Source organism: Nostoc paludosum FACHB-159, from assembly GCF_014698835.1.
Classification (GTDB): Bacteria; Cyanobacteriota; Cyanobacteriia; order Cyanobacteriales; family Nostocaceae; genus Nostoc; species Nostoc paludosum.
Genome location: NZ_JACJTU010000024.1, coordinates 19,055 through 37,961, shown reverse-complemented (window position 1 = coordinate 37,961; position 18,907 = coordinate 19,055). Strand labels below are relative to the sequence as shown.

Sequence of the window (18,907 nt, the reverse complement as noted above, 5' to 3'; positions counted from 1 at the left end):
CACCTCAGTGGTGTTTTTAATTATTCAAAGACAATAAAAATAAAAAACAATGAACCAGGTAGACTACCTCCGGATTAGTTTAATCGATCGCTGCAACTTCCGTTGTCAATACTGTATGCCAGAGGGAGTAGAACTGGACTATATTCTCAAGCAACAGCTGTTGAGTGATGAAGAACTGCTCGTTCTCTTGCAAGAGGTATTTATTCCTCTTGGTTTTAGCCGCTTTCGTTTGACTGGGGGTGAACCGTTACTACGCCCCCGTGTGGTGGATTTAGTAGGTGCGATCGCCTCTTTTCCCCAAACTCAAGATTTGTCAATGACCACCAACGGGTTTTTGCTTGCCCCAATGGCACAAGACCTCTACAATGCAGGTCTGCGGCGCATTAATATTAGTCTGGATTCTCTCGACCCCGACACTTTCGATCAAATTATTGGTAATCGCGGTCGTTCTCGTTGGCAGCAAGTTTGGGATGGTATTCAAGTTGCCTATGAAGTCGGATTTGACCCACTGAAACTGAATGTGGTAGTCATTCCTGGCGTTAACGATAGCGAAGTTTTAGATTTAGCCGCCCTGACCATAAATAGACAGTGGCATGTGAGATTTATCGAGTTTATGCCCATTGGCAATTTGAATTTGTTTGGCGATCGCGGTTGGGTATCTTCAGCCGATTTACGCCAACGCATCCGCGAACGTTGGGGCTTGACAGAATCCCAAGTTCGTGGTTCTGGCCCTGCTGATGTGTTTAAGATTCCGGGAGCGAAGGGAACTCTGGGATTTATTAGTCAAATGTCGGAATGTTTTTGCGATCGTTGTAACAGGATGCGCCTGAGTGCTGATGGTTGGCTGCGTCCGTGTTTATTGAATGAAACTGGTCAACTCGACCTAAAAACTGCCCTGCGTTCTGGTACTAGTACTGCTCAACTAAAAGAGCAGGTGAGACGTTTACTAGCAATCAAGCCAGAAATCAACTTTAAGGTACGCGACTCTGGTATCAAGGGTGCATATACCCGTACCATGTCGCAAATTGGCGGATGAAAATAGTTAGGAGTGAGGTGTGAGGAGCTAGGAGTTATCGTCTTTCAACTCATAACTCATAACTCCTAACTGCTTACGCTTGTCGTGAGTAGTATTCCACCACAAGTAGTTCGTTAACTTGTAGTGCCACCCATTCCCGCTCAATAATACCGTTGACTTTTCCAACCAACTTATTTTTGTCAAACTCCAGGTGACTAGGAAGGTTAGCCAAACCGGGATATTGTAAGTTATTTTCCACCAACTTGCGTGATTGTTCCCGATCTCTGACAGCGATCGTTTCACCAGCACGGCATTGATAGCTGGCAATATTAACTACACGGCCGTTAACAGTAATGTGACCGTGGTTCACCAATTGACGAGCCGCTGGAATCGTTGGAGCTAGACCCAAGCGAAAAACAGTGTTATCCAAACGCATTTCTAGCAATTGCAGCAACACTTGTCCGGTAGAACCAGTAACACGTCTGGCTTTCCGCACATAGCGTAGCAGTTGCTTTTCCGTCAAACCGTAGTTGAAACGGAGCTTTTGCTTTTCTTCTAGACGGATGGCATACTCAGAGCGCTTCTTGCGGTTCTGACCATGCTGACCTGGTGGATAAGCACGTCTGGCGCTTTTACGAGTTAATCCAGGCAGGTCGCCCAAGCGACGTATAATTCTGAGGCGTGGCCCTCTGTATCGGGACATGAGTTTCCTTAATCTAATCCTGTTTAAACTTTACCCAAACATCTATTTTGACACTCCACTGATTAAAAATCAGGAGATTCTTGGTTCTACGAGGGTGCTTGCCTTGGTCTGACGTATCTTTCCAAAGTACAAGCATCTTCTCCCCAAGCGTTAATTCCGACGTGCCGTATCGTACTCTTGCAATTAGTTTTTTTGTGTTTATTTGGTTTCGTAGGCTACTCAATCGTAAGATTGGTTTACGCAGTATTGTTATTCTCAAATACTTTTTACGTTACCTACTTAGAGTAGAATTCAGCAATTCCTGAGTCAGAATTCAGAATTCCCAAGCCAGAATTCAGGAGTAAAACAAGCTTTTTGCTTGGCTACAGACTGAGGTTGATTACTTCAGTTTCCTGAAAATCTGTTATCTTTTTCAAAGAAATCATAATATTAACACAATTCCCTATATTAACACAATTTCTAGGATAATCAATCTTGTATAGATGTTGCTCGGTTGAATACTCAACCTAAAAGCATTCTGACCCCTCAATTGTGAGTTCTGAATCCTGAATTGTGCCTGATTCCTGAGGATTTTTCAGATATTTGAGTTAGCATTACTTTGGGTGTTTGGAGAATGGCAATGTTAAAGAGCAAAAAAGCGGTTAGCAAAGGTCAGAACAAACAAGCTAGTTCTACCTTTGGGATTGTAACAGTACCAGTTTTGGCAATAACTGGATTGTTGACAGCGATTTTACCTGATATGGCGATCGCTGCCTCCTACAGGAATGATTACAGTGTTTGTGCAGAGGGTCTTGTAAAGGCCGGTATAACGCCAGAAGCAGCATCACAAGGCTGTGCCAATGCACTACGTCCCAGGGATTTTGGCGCTTGCATAGTTAAAATTGACAGGCAAACTGAAATTACAGCCGCAGATGCCCTTTCTTACTGTGGGAGAGCTAGGCGTCCTGAGGAGTTAGCTACCTGTGTAGTTGGCGTCAGCTCAATAACCAAGGAAGCAATTAATCCAGCAGCCTTAAATTACTGTGGTCGCAGTTTGTTACCCGTGCGCTTTGGTCAGTGTGTAGTTGGCTTGCTGAGTAAAATCGAGCTTCCTCCTAACCAGGCATTAGACACTTGTATTGATGGCAGTGACAGTAGCATTATCGGGGTTTCTTCATCTACACCACCGACTCTATTACCGACTGGTTCAAGCCCTAGTTTGGAAACTACGCCAGTCCCAACGCAACAACAGCTTATTCCAACCCAGCCTGGCACTAATTAATCAGGTGCTTTGCAATTGCTGAAAATATAGGTTTATAGAGTTGGCTAATAGCCAGTTCTATTCAGGGACTACCAAAAAATAAATCATTGGATCTGAATTAATAAGGTTGGGTTTTGCTGTTGCGAAACCCAACCTTATTATTATGTATATTAGACTGCTTCAACTTGACTGGCTAATTTACCAATGCTTGCTACATAGTTACCGTTAGGCAATCACAGTAATATTTGTATTAGTCAACAGTGCCTGATTCGATAACTGGGCGATTTGAACTTGTGCTGTACCACCAACTCCATCTTTATCAAAGAATAAGTTACCCGTACTTTGATTATAGATAAAGCGATCGCCTGCCGCTGTCGCACTAGTGCCAAGTCGGAATATGCTCGAATCCAACGTAGTATTCACAGATTGGCTCAGTGCAAATTCCGCCTTAGAAATGAAGATAGTATCATCTCCAACGGTAAAATCAGTAATAGTATCAAAGCCACCAGTGCGGGTATCAGTCAGATATAAGCTATCTCGCCCAGTTCCACCAGTCAGCACATCTTTACCAGTTCCACCAGTCAGTACATCGTCACCTGCACCACCCAACAAGGTGTCAATGCCTGCACCACCATAGAGGCTATCGTTGCCATCTTCTCCAGTCAAGACGTTAGCACCACCATTTCCCGTGATGATGTTATTGAGACTATTGCCAGTACCATTGATTGCTGAGCTTCCAGTCAAAGTCAAGTTTTCCAGGTTATTTCCCAACACCCAACTTATCGAAGACTTAACTAAATCTGTGCCTGCATTTGAGCCTTCAGCGATCATATCAGTGAGGCTATTTACGGTGTAAGTATCATTGCCGACTCCACCATCAAGACTATCATCACCTGTACCTCCATCCAATTCATCATCACCTGCACCACCTAACAAGGTGTCATTGCCGGAACCACCAATGAGGCTATCATTGCCATCAAATCCATTCAAAGTGTTAGCAGCACCATTTCCCGTGATGATGTTATTGAGACTATTGCCAGTACCATTGATGACTTTGCTTCCAGTCAAAGTCAAGTTTTCCAAGTTATCTATCAACTCCCAACTCACAGCAGAGTTGACTAAATCCGTACCTGCATTTAAGCCTTCAGTAATCGAATCGGTGAGGCTGTCTACAGTATAAATGTCATCCCCTGCTCCACCATCAAGGTTGTCATTACCGACTCCACCATCTAAGGTGTCATTACCTGCACCTCCCAACAAAGTATCATTGCCTGTACCTCCATCCAAGTCATCGTCACCTGAACCCCCGAACAAGGTGTCATTGCCGGAACCACCGCTGAGGCTATCATCGCCATCTTCCCCGTTCAAGATGTTAGCACCAGTATTTCCTATGAGGATGTTGTTGAGGGTATTACCAGTACCATTGATTGCCTCGGTTCCAGTCAAGGTCAAGTTTTCCAGGTTATCTACTAACACCCAATCTACCGAAGACTTAACTAAATCTGTACCTGCATCTAAGTCTTCAGTAATCCTATCGCTGAGGCTGTCTACGGTGTAAATATCGTTACCTACCCCACCATCAAGAGTGTCAGATCCTGCATCTCCATCCAAGGTGTCATTGCTTGCACCACCCAACAAGCTATCGTTGCCGCCATCACCGCTGAGGTTATCATTGCCTGCACCACCCAACAAGCTATCATTGCCGTCATTACCGCTGAGGTTATCATTGCCATCTTCCCCGCTTAAGATGTTAGCACCGGTATTTCCGATGAGGATATTGTTGAGGGTATTACCAGTACCATTGATTGCCTCGTTTCCAATCAAAGTCAAGTTTTCTAAATTCGCTCCCAATACCCAATTCACTGAAGAATTGACTAAATCTGTACCTGCATTTAAGCCTTCAGTAATCGTATCGCTGAGGTTGTCTACGGTATAAATGTCGTTACCTACTCCACCATCAAGACTGTCGGCTCCTGCACCTCCATCCAAGGTATCATTGCCTGCACCACCCAACAAGCTATCATTGCCGTCATCACCGCTGAGGTTATCATTGCCATTTTCCCCGCTTAAGATGTTAGCACCAGTATTTCCGATGAGGATATTGTTGAGGGTATTACCAGTACCATTGATTGCCTCGTTTCCAATCAAAGTCAAGTTTTCTAAATTCGCTCCCAATACCCAATTCACTGAAGAATTGACTAAATCTGTACCTGCATTTAAAGCTTCAGTAATCGTATCGCTGAGGCTGTCTACGGTGTAAATGTCGTTACCAACTCCACCATCAAGACTGTCGGCTCCTGCACCTCCATCTAAGGTGTCATTGCCTGCACCGCCCAACAAGGTATCATTGCCGTCATCACCACTGAGGTTATCATTACCATTTTCACCGCTTAAGATGTTAGCAGCAGTATTTCCTAGGAGAACATTGTTGAGGGTATTACCAGTACCATTGATTGCCTCGTTTCCAATCAAAGTCAAGTTTTCTAGATTAGCTCCCAATAGCCAATTCACTGAAGACTTGACTAAATCTGTACCTGCATTTAACGCTTCAGTAATCGTATCGCTGAGGCTCTCTACAATATAGATATCATCGTCTTTACCACCAATGAGGGTATCATCTCCTGTACCGCCATCTAAGATATCATTGCCATCACCACCATTAAGGGTGTCATTACCACCTAGTCCTTGGAGTGTATCATTGCCCACTAATCCAGAGATCAGATCCCGATACGGCGTACCACTCAGGTTATCTATATCAGAAGTACCATTAATTACAGTAACCACTTGACTAGGATCGGTCACTGTCAGCATAAAAACATCGTCGATAGATGCTTTTCCATCGCTGGCGATAACTTTGATGTTGAGGCTACCAACGTTGTTAGTTGTGGGAGTCCCACTGAAACTGATGCCATTGAAGGTCAACCAGCTAGGAAGTGAGCCACCATTTTCCAGGGTGGCTGTGTAGGTGAGATTTCCAGAATCCACATCCGTGAAGGTGTTTGCTGGTAGGGCAAAGTTGAAGGTGGTGTCTATTGTTGTTGCTTGGTCAACAATGGGGTTGGCAACAATCGGTGCATCATTCACCGGCGTAATATTAATATTGCGGGTAACAGCAGTACTATTAGCAGTGCCATCATTAACAACAAAGCTGATGGTACGAGGCGTTGTAGTGGGGTTGTCGCTGCTGTTGGTATAAGTAATGGAACGCAGTGCAGTTTGATAGTTAGCAACGGTGGCACTGCCAGTTAAGGTTAAGATACCTGTGCTGCTGTTATAGCTCCCCGTAATTCCATTTTGGTTGGTGAAGGCGAGAATGTCTTGACCGGAGACGAAACCACTGCTAATGCTGACGGTAGCACTAATTAAGTTGGCAGAGTCTACATCGCTGATGGTAATGCCTGAGTCAATGCCTGTAGTAGCGTTCTCGGTATATGCCAAAGCAGAGTTTGTGGCAGTAGTAACGGGTGCATCATTCACCGCCGTGATATTAACATTGCGGCTAACAGCGCTACTATTAGCAGCCCCATCATTAACTAGGAAACTGATGGTACGAGGTGTTGTAGTAGGGTTGTCGCTGCTGTTGGTATAAGTAATGGAACGCAGTGCAGTTTGATAGTTAGCAACGGTGGCACTGCCAGTTAAGGTTAAGACACCCGTGCTGCTGTTGTAGCTGCCGATAATCCCATTTTGGTTGGTGAAAGCGAGGATATCTTGACCAGAGACGAAACCACTGCTAATGCTGATGGTGGCACTAACTAAGTTGGGGGAGTCTGTATCAGCGACAGCGATGCTTGAATCGATGGGTATAGTGGCGTTCTCAGTGTATGCCAAAGCAGAGGTAGAACCAGAGGTAATTGTTGGGGGAGCACCACTGTTTTTATAGTGTTCTGCATATATTCCATCACCAGATCCATCCTGACCAGAGCTATTCCAAGAAATTAAAAAGTTCCCGTTGTCATCCAATGCTACTGCGGGGTTAAGTTGGTTATTGGTGGTGTAGGTATTGACCTTAAATTCGCTCCCTTGTGCCACACCAGAACTGTTGTAGCGTCGCGCATATATCCCATTGTCAGAGCCGTCCTGACCAAAACTTTGCCAGGAAATAATAAAGCTTCCACTTGCATCCATCGCTATGGTGGGATTACTTTGACCGCCATCGGTGTAGGTATTGACCCTAAATTCGCTCCCTTGTTTCACCCCAATACTGTTGTACCGTTGAGCATATATCCCATTGTCAGACCCGTCTTGACCAAAGCTTTGCCAGGAAATTACGAAGTTCCCATTCGCATCCATCCCCACTGTGGGATTAATTTGCTCGTCGGTGAAGTAGGTGTTGACCTGAAATTCGCCTGATTGTGCCACTCCGGCACTGTTGTAGCGTTGGAAATATATTCCACTACCAGACCCGTCTTGACCAGAACTTTGCCAAGAAATCACAAAGTCCCCATCTGCATCCATCGCTACTGTGGGGTTATTTTGGCTTTTGTTGGTGGTAGTGACCTTAAATTCGTCCCCTTGTTTCACCCCAGCACTATTGTAGCGTTGAGCATATATTGCATTGATAGACGAGTTTTGATCTACGCTAGCCCAAGAAATCACGAAGTCCCCATCTGCATCCATCGCTACTGTGGGGTTATTTTCGCTGTTGGCAGTGGTGGTATTAACTCTAAATTCGCTCCCTTGTACCACTCCAGCACTGTTGTAGCGTTGAGCATATATTCCCTCATAAGACCCGTCCTGACCATAGCTAGCCCAGGAAATCACAAAGTCCCCATCTGCATCCATTGCTACTGTGGGGTTACTTTGGCTGTTGGTCATGTAGGTATTAACTCTAAATTCATTACCTTGTGCCACTCCAGCACTGTTGTAGCGTTGGGCATATATGCCAGTACCAGACCCATCTTGACCTTCGCTAGTCCAGACAATGACAAAATCTCCAGTGTTATCCATTGCCACTGTGGAGTTGGATTGATTATTGGTGATATAAGTATTAACTTTGAATTCAGCCATGAAAAAACCTCTCTTAAAAACTAAAAATTTGATTTCAAAAATTACGGCGTGACTAGACAAACTCTTTAGTCATTAGGAATCACGGCACTCGGTCGCAGCCAGTAGTTCAACTCTGGTGCGGTAAATGCTTGGCGGATTTCTTTTCGTTGCTGATTCAAAACCATCGGACGCTCTACACCAGGAAGGAACTGCACATCGTACAGTTCTTGACAGCCTGTGGTGAACTTCAGCATCCCCACGTGTTGCCCATTTCGCAAATCTACGACTGCCACACCACACAGCAACTTCTCAAACCTTTGAGTAATGGGCAACCCCCCAAAAATATGCCGTTCCCGAATCTGGCATAGTCCGACTAGGGCGTAATACCCGACGCAGCACAACCCCCGCAGAAATCCAGGGAGTACACAGACTACCTGTTTGTCTCCTGATTCTGGATGAATGCGCCATACTTCCCCAGCACCAGAGTTAAGTAACCACAAAAACCCGTCATGCCAAATTGGCGAATGGGGCATTGATAGTCCATCTACAATAATTTCATTGGTCTCCACTTCCAGTACGACCCCACCGTTGGCTTTACCCGGCCGCCATCCCCCGACGCTATCTGTTGCGCCCAGGGCAGTCACATACTTGGGTTTGCCATCCACCATCGCTAAGCCATTGAGGTGGCAGCGGTCTTCGGGTACTACTTGGGAAATAAATTTGGGATGCCAGCGTGGTACAAAGCTAAAGTCTGGACTTAAGGCAGAAAGGCAGGAAAATCGGGTGTTGACAATCCACAGCCCTTCCCTACCAAATTCCAGGTCGTGAATGTTCAGGTCACCTGTGAAGTATGTCATCCGTGGCAGGTAAAGGGCGTCGTAGCGTCCTGGCTGGTCTTCTAAATACTCATAAGCTAATGTGGGGGCATTGGCTAGTAAATAGACTTCGTGATGGGTAGCCAGTGCTAAACGCGAACCATGAACTGCTAACCCCATTGGTTTGGAAAATTGGCGTAACAGCATAGTAATCTGTTGCCCATTCCAGCCCACTAGTGCTAGTTTCCCGGCTTGGTAAGTGGTGATGGCAACTGAACCTCCGGCTTGACTCAGCCAAGAGATAAATCCTTGGTCAGCGTCACACTCAATTAAGTTATTCTCTTCTGGGGTCGTAGTGCTGGAGGTGGCTAGCATAAATCAAATTTCAATTTTTTTTGGCGAAATAATGTCATATTTTAGACTTAGCTGGATAAAAAACGGTTACAAAAAACTAAATCTATAGGTAGTAGCAGTCACTTTTGTCTCAGGTAAATTGGTCATCAACAAACAAACCTGTACCAGGAACAATACCTAACGGAATCGCCCGCTGATAACAGGTTAAACTGCCATCAAACCGCACTGTATATAACTTTGCAGACATTTTGATTTTGGTTGTTTTTATGATGTTTTACTGGTAAGTCTGACTTGGGTACTTAATGCAATAATAATTTTTTTTACTTAAAACGGAACAGTATATATACTGAAGATAAGTTTTTTAAAAATTGATTAATTTCGCCGGATCGTCCACATACGTTAGCAAAGCTGACCGTACTCCTTCGGGGAAGCAAACTACGCGTAGCGTCTAGCAGAGAAGGTATCGCCTTAGCCATAGGTTGGGTTGAGCCAAGGAAACACATCGTCTAATAGTCCAACACGATTTCAAAGTACGGATCGCTTTCCTACTTTGGAGATGCGATCGCTTAATTTTTGTTTAAGTCCCCTTATCTCCCCAATTTCCCTATCCAGGTTTGTGATCTAAACGAGTCGCTTGCTCTAGGGCGGCTTTTTCTTTGGCTCGGCGGGCATAGGGTTGTAATTGGGTGCGATCGCAACCTGTTAAAATACTTAGGTTTTCTAAGCTAATTCCCCGCATTAACATTTCTACTCGCCAGGTTTGTTGTGCTTGGGCGATGACTGGCGGTTGTCCTTGGGGAGTTAATAATCCCTGACTCCATGTTTGCCAACGTGTCTCAAGCTCTGATTCGGAAATTGGTTTGCCTGTTTCATTGAGAAACATGGCTGTTTGATTATCTTTACGGCTTTTCACCCATTTAATTAAAGGATTATTAGTGTAAGAACCGTAGCGTTTGCCCAAAATCCACTGATTGACAGGTACTTGGCGGACAAATCCGGGAATTGTAATTTGCAGAAAGTGTCCTTGAGTATCGTAGATCTGGTGCGATCGCTCTAAGTTAATTATTTCTGTAGCGGATAACCCAGCAGAAAATAACACATAAGCCAAGGCATAATCTCGCCCTCCCGATTTTCTGGCTTGTTGCAAAATTTCATGAACCAAATTAGCAGGCAAATCAGCTATTTCTGTGGCGATGGCACTTCCTTGTAAGGAATTACTTGCTGATTCCCCTGGGGTTGACATAGCTCCATGTAAAAACAACTCTACCAAATTTTCCAGAAAATCATCCCGATCTTCCCAAAGTTCATGAAATTCACTAGTAAATTCAATTACGGCATATCCCAAAATCATCCCATTGAGTAAACTGGCTAATTTCTCTGCGGGTAGATACGTATTTAAGTGTCCTTGCTGGATGATAGTAGCTAAGTACTGCGCCACATAACGGTTTGCCTCTGTTACTCCCCTGCCTAAAGCGCGGCGATTTTCTGCGGGGAATTGGTCGGCTTCTCCCACCACAGAGCGTACAAACTCTGGCACTCGTTCTAAAGCATGTAAGCTCTCACTTGCATAATCTTTCAGAGCTTGGTAGACATTACCGGGAGGAGTTGCCCGCCGCACCAGCGACTCACCTAAATTTTTGAAGGCTGCGGATTCTTCCAGCACAGCTAAAAGTAGTCCATGTTTATTACCAAAATTCCGAAATAGAGTCACTTCATTGACTTCAGCCTTTTCAGCTATTTGGCGAGTTGTGGTAGCACTAACTCCCTGAGCAGTAAATAACTCAAGTGCAGCTTGAATCAGACGTTGACGAGTTGAAATAAGTTGAGACGACATATAAAAATGCAAGTGATACTTGCAACAATATCAGAGTATTGCTAGGATAAAAATGTAAGCGATACTTGCTTGACTCTACTGTAACGAACTGGTGGAGAGATTGGGGAAATCCCTTGGGGGATGGCATCCGAGAAAAGGCAAATCGCTTGCTCGTCCATCAACAGGAATTTTTATGACCGCAAATTTTGGAGCGCTCGGCAAAGGCATCATCCCTGAGAAAGGAAATGCACCCCAACTCAGTTGGACTAATGTAGTATTTTTTACTACATTTCATGTCTTAGCACTTCTGGCTCCTTGGTTTTTTTCTTGGTCGGCATTAGGTTTACTGGTGTTTCTCCACTGGTTATTTGGGAGTATTGGTATTTGCTTGGGATATCACCGACTACTGAGCCATCGGAGTTTCCAAGTTCCCAAGTGGTTAGAGTATGCGATCGCCATGATCGGAGCGCTGGCTTTGCAAGGGGGGCCAATTTTTTGGGTGGGTGGACACCGCCAGCATCACGCCCACACCGAAGATGTCAACCTAGACCCCTACTCTGCTCAACGAGGATTTTGGTGGAGTCACATGCTATGGATTTTCTACCCGCGTCCAGAGTTTTTTGACTACGAAACCTATCAAAAATATGCCCCCGATTTAGCAAGACAACCGTTTTATCGCTGGTTAGATCGCTACTTCTTACTGTTGCAAATTCCCTTCGGGCTGCTGCTGTATGCCTTAGGAGGATGGTCTTTTGTTATCTACGGAATGTTTGTTAGATGTGTCTTGCTTTGGCACTCAACTTGGTTTGTGAACTCTGCATCACACCTGTGGGGTTATCGCACTTTTGATGCCAATGATGGCGCTCGTAATTTGTGGTGGGTATCCCTTGTCACCTATGGAGAAGGATGGCACAACAACCATCATACTTATCCGCATATGGCAAAATCTGGCTTATGTTGGTGGGAAATTGATATTACCTGGTGGAGTATCCAAGTTTTGCAGACTTTAGGTTTAGCTAAAAAAGTTGTCTCCCATCCTCCTCAAAGTGCAACTCGCGGCTAAATTGTCACTGAATTATCATTAAAGTTTGTTATGCCGACGGGGCGATCGCCCCGTCGGCATACCAGTACCAACGGAGCAGGGATGCCTGTGCTGCACTGAACTTATGAAAGTGTTGGCCATTCCCTGTTCCCTGTTAATAAGCTATTACGCATTTTAATTGCATATGTTCGCAAGCAATCCTTCCAAACGTCGCCAGATGATTCTGCTAGTTATTATCACATTCAACATCATTTCTACTTGGTTACACTACACAGACAACGCACTATTTTTGAGCCAATATCCTGGCCCTGAGTGGTTTACTTCTGTTGGAGTAATTAGTGCTGTGGTTGTAATGACTCCAGTAGGATTGCTAGGATATTGGTTTTACAGCAAAGGCATATTTTGGCTAGCGTACCTTTTATTAGGGTTATACTCAATCACTAGTGTCTCTAGTCCAGGGCATTATTTCTTTCCAATGGTTACTCCCATATCTTGGAAAATGCATTCTCTAATTTGGTTAGATGGAATTATGGGAGTATTACTGATAGGTTTTTTGCTGTGGTCTAGTGTTGTATTGAAGGAGTGGCGTAGTACATCAGTTGGCAATTGACATAATATGTATGTCATTCATTTTAAATCAACTCAACATCGAAATCTGCTTAAGTTTAATTGAACAAAATCTGTTAATTTACATTTAACGATAAAATTTTACCAGGCACATCTGAACAATAGATCGACCGTGAAAACCGACAGCATTTTTTATCGCCTTTTTCAAGATTTTCCTAGCATCTTTTTTGAATTAATAGGTAACCCACCCCAAACAGCAGAAGGTTATAAATTCTCTTCAATTGAAATCAAGCAAACTGCCTTCTGTATAGATGGTGTTTTTCTGCCAACGCAAGGGGAAGAAAATGCAATTTACTTTGTTGAAGTCCAATTTCAAACCGATAGAGAAATTTACTCGCGGCTAATTTCAGAAATTTGTTTATACTTACGTCAAAACCAACCTAAAAATTCTTGGCGAGCAGTAGTGATCTATTCCAATCGTAATTTAGATACAGCAGACATCAAGAATTACAGTGAATTTTTCGCCAGCCAGCGCATCAGCCGGATTTATCTTAATGAATTAGGTGAAGCTGCTTCATTACCAGTTTGAATTGCTACCATGAAATTAGTAGTCGATAATGAGGATACAGCAATTACATCTGCAAGACAGTTAATAGACAGAACACAGCAAGAAATCAACATTGAACCACAGCGGCGGCAGTTATTAGAATTAATAGAGACAATTTTGATTTACAAATTTCCAACTATGAGCCTAGAGGAGATTGAAGGTATGTTTGGGTTGAGTGACTTAAAACAAACACGAGTTTATCAAGAAGCGAAGCAAGAAGGTAAGCAAGAAGGCAAGCGAGAAGGCAAGCAAGAAGGCAAGCAAGAAGGCAAACAAGAAGGAGCGCGTCAAGAAAAGTTGAGAATGATTCCTTTATTGTTGAGGTTGGGATTGAGTTTTGAAGAAACAGCAAAAGAGTTAGGTTTGAGTTTAGAGGAGGTGCAGCAAGAAATCCAAAAACAGCCACCAAATCAAGATGCCTAAACAAAATTGATCGCAACATAATTCACAATTGAGGAGTCAGAATAGGGAAGTAAAACAGGCTTGATACCTGACTCCCAGACGAATAGTTGTATACTTCACTTTTCTTGAAATCCGGTGTAACTCAAGAAAAAATGAGAGGATGTAATTAAGAGTATCAGTTAATAGTTTTAAATATCTTGACAATTTTCGGCGATGCCTACAGAGGTAAACTACGCAATTTTGAATTTTTAATTTATTCTTATGATTTCCCTGTCTCCTACTCTCCAAGCTAGACTTTCTCAACCTTTAAAAATTGGCTCCTTCGAGGTTAAGAGCCGGGTTCTCCAGTCGCCTTTATCTGGGGTCACAGATTTGGTATTTCGCCGCCTTGTGCGTCGTTATGCACCCGATTCCATGATGTATACGGAAATGGTCAATGCTACCGGGTTGCATTATGTTAAACAATTGCCGAAAATCATGGAGGTAGACCCCAACGAACGCCCAATTAGCATTCAACTATTTGATTGCCGTCCAGATTTCCTAGCAGAAGCAGCAGTCAAGGCAGTTGCAGAAGGGGCTGATACTGTTGATATTAATATGGGTTGCCCGGTAAATAAAATTACTAAAAATGGAGGCGGTTCTTCTCTGTTGCGGCAACCAGAAGTTGCAGAGGCAATTGTGCGAGAAGTGGTAAAAGCTGTTGATGTACCTGTAACAGTGAAAACCCGTATTGGCTGGAATGACAAAGAAATTACTATTCTCGACTTTGCCAAGCGGATGGAAGATGCCGGGGCAAAAATGATTACAGTACATGGACGCACTCGCGCCCAAGGATACAATGGCAATGCGCGTTGGGAATGGATTACCCGTGTAAAGGAAATACTTTCTATTCCAGTAATTGCCAATGGAGATATTTTTTCTATTGAGGCGGCGGTGAAATGTTTAGAAGAAACTGGCGCTGATGGTGTGATGTGTTCCCGTGGAACTTTGGGTTATCCGTTTTTAGTGGGAGAAATCGATCGCTTCTTAAAAACTGGAGAAATATTACCACCACCAACCCCAATTGAACGCTTGGAATGTGCAAGAGATCATTTACAAGCCTTGTGGGAATATAAAGGCGATCGCGGTGTTCGTCAAGCCCGTAAACACATGACTTGGTATGCTAAAGGTTTTGTCGGGGCTGCTGAATTGCGAGGACAATTAAGTGTGATTGAAACCGTAGATCGGGGTTTAGAAATGATTGACCAAGCTATTGCCAAACTGATTAATGGTTATGAATTAGAAGAAGAAACCCAAGATAATTTGGTCATGATTTAATTAATCAAAATGGAGGCTTGTTATGTTAGTTTCTAAACACAATGAGATTGTATCTGTTCCCGAAATCCATTCTTTAGAAGATTTCATGGCAAATCCTCCAGACGGGATGGAGTGGGTGGATGGACAACTACTAGAAAAAACAGGGATGACATTAAAACATAGTGAAATCCAAGGGAATCTCTACTTTTACTGGAGAAGTTACATTAACTCCAATCAACTAGGCGGCAAAGTTTACACTGAAGTGCCTTGCCGCACATACAAACAAGGCCGTCGTCCCGATGTGGCTTATCTTACACCAGATTTAGTAGCTCAATTTGGCAATGTTCCCACGTTGCCACAAAGTTTTCCTCTAATTGCAAAAATAGTTTCACCCACCGATTTAGCTGAAGAATTATTTTTAAAAGGCCAGGAATATTTGCAGTCGGGTTGCGAGGAAGTTTGGCTAGTATTTCCTGAAAGTCAGTTAGTTCTGGTCGTGACTGATAATCAAGTTTTGGGGTTTAAAGTTGGTGATGTAGTTAGAACTCAAAAAGTATTATTAGGTTTTAGTGTAGCGGTAGAGGAATTGTTAACTTGAAAAAGGAAAATTTCTTTATTTTCCATACCCATCGCCAGTCACCTTACCTCGAAAAACAATGTATTGGTAAAGGTTATAAAACAGCATTACGGGGATAAGAAAGCCAATAAAAATAATCATAATCACCAACGAACTGGGGTCGGCTGCTGCTTCATAGATAGTAATTTTATTAGGAATGATGTACGGAAAGACAATTAATCCCAAGCCAATAAACGACAACACAAACAGCAGAATTGTCCAGACAAAAGGCGCTCTTTCTTCTTTGCGAGCAAGACTCTTCAAAAGTTGCCAAATCAACCAAACTCCTAACAAGGGAATGACTGCAAAGATATAAACTAAAGGTTGCTGAAACAACCGCGATCGAGCACTTTCGTAAATTATTGGTGTTGTAATTGTAATGAAAATCGCACCAATTAAAGTTGTCCAAGCAGCAATTTTAGCAGTTCTATAGTGAGTTTCCTGCAATTCTCCTGTAGTTTTCCAAATTAGATAAGTTGAACCAATTAATACATATCCTTGAATTAAAGTTAAAGCTACCAGCACTGATGGAATATTTAACCAGTCCCAAGTTTTACCAATAAAGTGTCCCGTATTATCAACAGGAATACCCGCCAGCACAGCACCAAGGGCAAATCCTTGACCGAGTGCAGCGGTAAAACTTCCAGCGCCAAAAGCGAAATTCCAAAACAATTTGCGGTTTGCTAATTCTCTAAATTCAAACGCTACACCACGAAAGATAAACCCAAACACCATTAAAAAAATCGGGATATATAAGGCATTTAAAATTGTGGCGTAAGCTAAAGGAAATGCACCAAAAAGACCTCCTGCCATTAGAACTAGCCAAGTTTCATTAGCATCCCAAATATTGCTTAAACTAGTCATCAAAATGCTTCGACGTTCTTCATCTGAGGAGGTAAGAGATAATATCCCCACCCCTAAATCAAATCCATCTAGCATTACATAAAGGAATAGAAAAAGAGCTAAAATTACAAACCATACTTGCGGCAGAAAATACTCTAGCGTCTCCATAAAATCTCGTATTAAATAAGGGCATTGGGCATGGGGCATAGGAAGAGGACAAGGGGAAAGGGGTAGGGGGAAAAAGGGAAAGATTAAATTTATTCCTTTTCCCTGCCCAATGCCCAATGCCCCATGCCCCATTTTCACTGTTGTGCTTCAACGGGGCGTTCATCTGGAACAAACTCGCCAGGGGTAGTATCTACTGCGGGTTTAGTGATTTCCATACCTGGAATTGGTAAGTCGAGATTTGGGCCTCTGCGGAGAATGCGGCTACCGAAGTACAAAACTGCGATAAATAAAAGGCTGTACACTGTGGCAAAGGCAGTTAGTGAAATTAAGATATTACTTGCAGGTAGATGAGAAGCGGCATCAACTGTGCGAATTTGGCCGTATAGCGTCCACGGTTGTCTTCCAACACAGCGCACAATCCAGCCTGATTCTACAGCAATGTATCCTAAAGGAGCTGCCAATATCCAAGCCCCCATTAACCAACGCTGTTGAGTAATGTTTTCTGCTGAGAGTTTACCGCGTAACCATTGCAGAGTACTTAATAACATTAATCCAGCGAAGAAGAACCCAATGGCAATCATTGTGCGGAAAGCATAGTAAATCAAACCGACTAAATGAGGACGATCTTCTGGTTTCCATTCTTTCAAACCGCGCAGTGGTTCAGAAAGATTCTTTTTGAATTCGAGAATGTATCCTAGTGCATTGGGGACGGTGATTTCCCAATCATTTTTCTGGGCTTTTTCATTGGGTATCGCCACAAGACTCCAATCTGCGGGCTGTCCCGCAGGTGAAGATTCCCATTGTGCTTCCATTGCTGCAAGTTTTGTAGGCTGATAGTGATAGACTTGTTCGCCGCTCAAATGCCCGATGTATATTTGTAATGGGGCAACTGCGATCGCGGCTGCTAAAGCAATCTTCAATGACTGCGAAAAGAAAGCTGCATGGCGCTGTTTGAGAATATACCAAGCACTAATTCCACCAATCACAAACAACGAAGTTTCTAGTGTGGCAAAGAACATATGCAGCACACTATTAAGCATGAAGGGATTTAAAATAGCTTGAAAATAATCATGGACAATAAACTTGCCATTAACTAATTCCCCACCTGCCGGTGTTTGCATCCAAGAATTTGCTGTCAAAATCCATACGGTTGATAGATTAGCACCAACGGCAACTAAAATTGTTGAAAGATAGTGAATAGCGGGATTAACACGTTCCCAGCCGAATAACATAATACCTAAAAAAGCAGCTTCCAGCATGAATGCCCAGGAAGCTTCAAAGCCGATAACACTACCAAAAAAATTGCCGGCCGCTTCCGAAAACGGTGCCCAATTAGTGCCAAACTGGAATTCCATCGGGATACCCGTTGCAACACCAATCCCAAAATTCAACAGATAGAACTTAGACCAAAAGCGGGCATGGAGATAGTAGTCTGGATTACGAGTCTTTAACCATAGTCCCTCAACGATAACCAGATAAATTCCCATCCCTGTAGTCAGGACAGGCCAAAGCATATGGAATATCGCAGTCAGCGCAAATTGCATCCGTGATAGCACTACGGAATCTGATAAAAATTCCATGCTTGTATTCCTCTATTGAAATTCCCTGTAATTTGTTCGTCTTAGTCTACATTCAATAGTCAAAAATCATTTTGACATGCAAATTCTCAAGCCACACAATTTTAATTCTTAACTATTGAATATTCATTGTTGAGAATTATTAAATGATATATTATTACATCATAGTGGAAATAAATCTACCATTGGGAATGGTTCAAAAGTTTGCATTATATGTATTTTTGAATTTTATTTTTGCGTTGCTGTAGTGCCAATGTCTGCGACGGGCTTTTCTACAGAACGCTACGGGAACGCCTACGCTATTTTCAAAAGCTTGATTTTCATGGTGAGCGATCGACACTATTTATCTGTATTTTTTGAGTCAACTTTATTCAATAAAAACATCTCTCTATAGGTAGGGAAACTTTTTTACATTCTGAGTGAACTAGTGATACAGCAGTTTTGTTTTGTATGAGGTACAAAGTCACTGGTTTTGAGGCATGAGGCAGAAGGCAGGAGGCAGGAGGGAGAAGAATAATTTGATTTCTGAATCCTTGATTCTGTACCTCATTTAGTTGCAAACTGCTGTATGTGTCAAAAGACGGGATGTCAAACTTGGTATCAAAACAAGATGTCTGAAAGGATGTTAAGTCGTTGGTTGCATTCTTTGAATACTATTGTATTTCAATCCCTAATAGGGAGTTTAGTTAATTGCAATATTTAAATACAAAAGTTTGATTCTTATTCTCAGCTGTTTCAATCCCTAATAGGGAGTTTAGTTAATTGCAATGTGGGAGATAAGGTGGTGATTTTAGAGGGCAAGCACGCCGAGTTTCAATCCCTAATAGGGAGTTTAGTTAATTGCAATCCTAGCTTCAGCG

The 18,907-nt window shown here is 43.0% G+C and carries 12 protein-coding genes, 1 pseudogene and 1 CRISPR repeat array (1 of these 14 only partly in view); of the genes and pseudogenes, 7 read left to right on the top strand and 6 right to left on the bottom strand.

Translation table 11 applies throughout. The annotated features are described in order from the left end of the window. The first annotated feature begins 49 nt into the window (after positions 1-49). Positions 50-1,036 carry a GTP 3',8-cyclase MoaA gene (gene moaA / locus H6H03_RS22975; RefSeq protein ID WP_190957381.1) on the top strand — a complete coding sequence of 329 codons (987 nt, stop codon included), beginning with the start codon at positions 50-52 and terminating at the stop codon, positions 1,034-1,036. 73 nt (positions 1,037-1,109) lie between these two features. Here moaA and rpsD read toward each other — a convergent pair whose 3' ends face one another. After that, positions 1,110-1,718: a 30S ribosomal protein S4 gene (gene rpsD, locus H6H03_RS22970; RefSeq protein WP_096536603.1), complete on the bottom strand. Its 609-nt coding sequence runs from the start codon at positions 1,716-1,718 to the stop codon at positions 1,110-1,112. 619 nt (positions 1,719-2,337) lie between these two features. Between rpsD and H6H03_RS22965 the strand changes: the two genes are divergently transcribed. Next, entirely contained in the window at positions 2,338-2,979 is a 642-nt protein-coding gene (locus tag H6H03_RS22965; protein WP_190957380.1) for a hypothetical protein, read from the top strand. Positions 2,980-3,183: 204 nt separating this feature from the next. Here the strand turns inward: H6H03_RS22965 and H6H03_RS41415 are convergent, their stop codons facing one another. The 3 genes from H6H03_RS41415 to H6H03_RS22950 form a co-directional block, all read right to left on the bottom strand. Further along, entirely contained in the window at positions 3,184-7,968 is a 4,785-nt protein-coding gene (locus H6H03_RS41415) for a beta strand repeat-containing protein (RefSeq protein WP_190957379.1), read from the bottom strand. Positions 7,969-8,033: 65 nt separating this feature from the next. After that, positions 8,034-9,137, bottom strand: a complete 1,104-nt coding sequence (locus H6H03_RS22955; protein WP_190957378.1) for a TIGR03032 family protein — start codon at positions 9,135-9,137, stop codon at positions 8,034-8,036. Positions 9,138-9,720: 583 nt separating this feature from the next. Further along, the gene (locus tag H6H03_RS22950) at positions 9,721-10,950 is read right to left on the bottom strand and encodes a TetR family transcriptional regulator (RefSeq protein WP_190957377.1); all 1,230 of its coding nucleotides are present in this window, start codon (positions 10,948-10,950) and stop codon (positions 9,721-9,723) included. A 172-nt stretch (positions 10,951-11,122) separates the two neighbouring features. Here H6H03_RS22950 and H6H03_RS22945 point away from each other — a divergent pair, with 172 nt between their 5' ends. The 5 genes and pseudogenes from H6H03_RS22945 (at position 11,123) to H6H03_RS22925 (ending at position 15,441) form a co-directional block, all read left to right on the top strand. Beyond that, positions 11,123-11,992: an acyl-CoA desaturase gene (locus H6H03_RS22945; RefSeq protein WP_190957376.1), complete on the top strand. Its 870-nt coding sequence runs from the start codon at positions 11,123-11,125 to the stop codon at positions 11,990-11,992. A gap of 163 nt (positions 11,993-12,155) precedes the next feature. Further along, positions 12,156-12,581: a hypothetical protein gene (locus tag H6H03_RS22940; RefSeq protein WP_190957375.1), complete on the top strand. Its 426-nt coding sequence runs from the start codon at positions 12,156-12,158 to the stop codon at positions 12,579-12,581. A 129-nt stretch (positions 12,582-12,710) separates the two neighbouring features. After that, positions 12,711-13,568, top strand: a pseudogene (locus H6H03_RS22935) (Rpn family recombination-promoting nuclease/putative transposase). 240 nt (positions 13,569-13,808) lie between these two features. Continuing rightward, positions 13,809-14,864 carry a tRNA dihydrouridine synthase DusB gene (gene dusB / locus H6H03_RS22930; RefSeq protein WP_190957374.1) on the top strand — a complete coding sequence of 352 codons (1,056 nt, stop codon included), beginning with the start codon at positions 13,809-13,811 and terminating at the stop codon, positions 14,862-14,864. A 22-nt stretch (positions 14,865-14,886) separates the two neighbouring features. Further along, positions 14,887-15,441, top strand: coding sequence for a Uma2 family endonuclease (locus tag H6H03_RS22925; protein WP_190957373.1), 555 nt, complete (start codon positions 14,887-14,889; stop codon positions 15,439-15,441). Between the two features lie 15 nt (positions 15,442-15,456). Here H6H03_RS22925 and cydB read toward each other — a convergent pair whose 3' ends face one another. Both cydB and H6H03_RS22915 read right to left on the bottom strand, forming a co-directional pair. After that, positions 15,457-16,470 (bottom strand): cytochrome d ubiquinol oxidase subunit II, encoded by a 1,014-nt coding sequence (gene cydB, locus H6H03_RS22920; protein WP_190957465.1) that lies wholly within the window; start codon positions 16,468-16,470, stop codon positions 15,457-15,459. Positions 16,471-16,604: 134 nt separating this feature from the next. Then, a complete protein-coding gene (locus tag H6H03_RS22915; RefSeq protein ID WP_190957372.1) occupies positions 16,605-18,050 on the bottom strand; it encodes a cytochrome ubiquinol oxidase subunit I in 1,446 nt (481 codons plus the stop codon). 657 nt (positions 18,051-18,707) lie between these two features. Then, positions 18,708-18,907: direct repeats of the CRISPR family, unit length 37 nt; unit sequence GTTTCAATCCCTAATAGGGAGTTTAGTTAATTGCAAT; it runs 871 nt beyond the window's last position.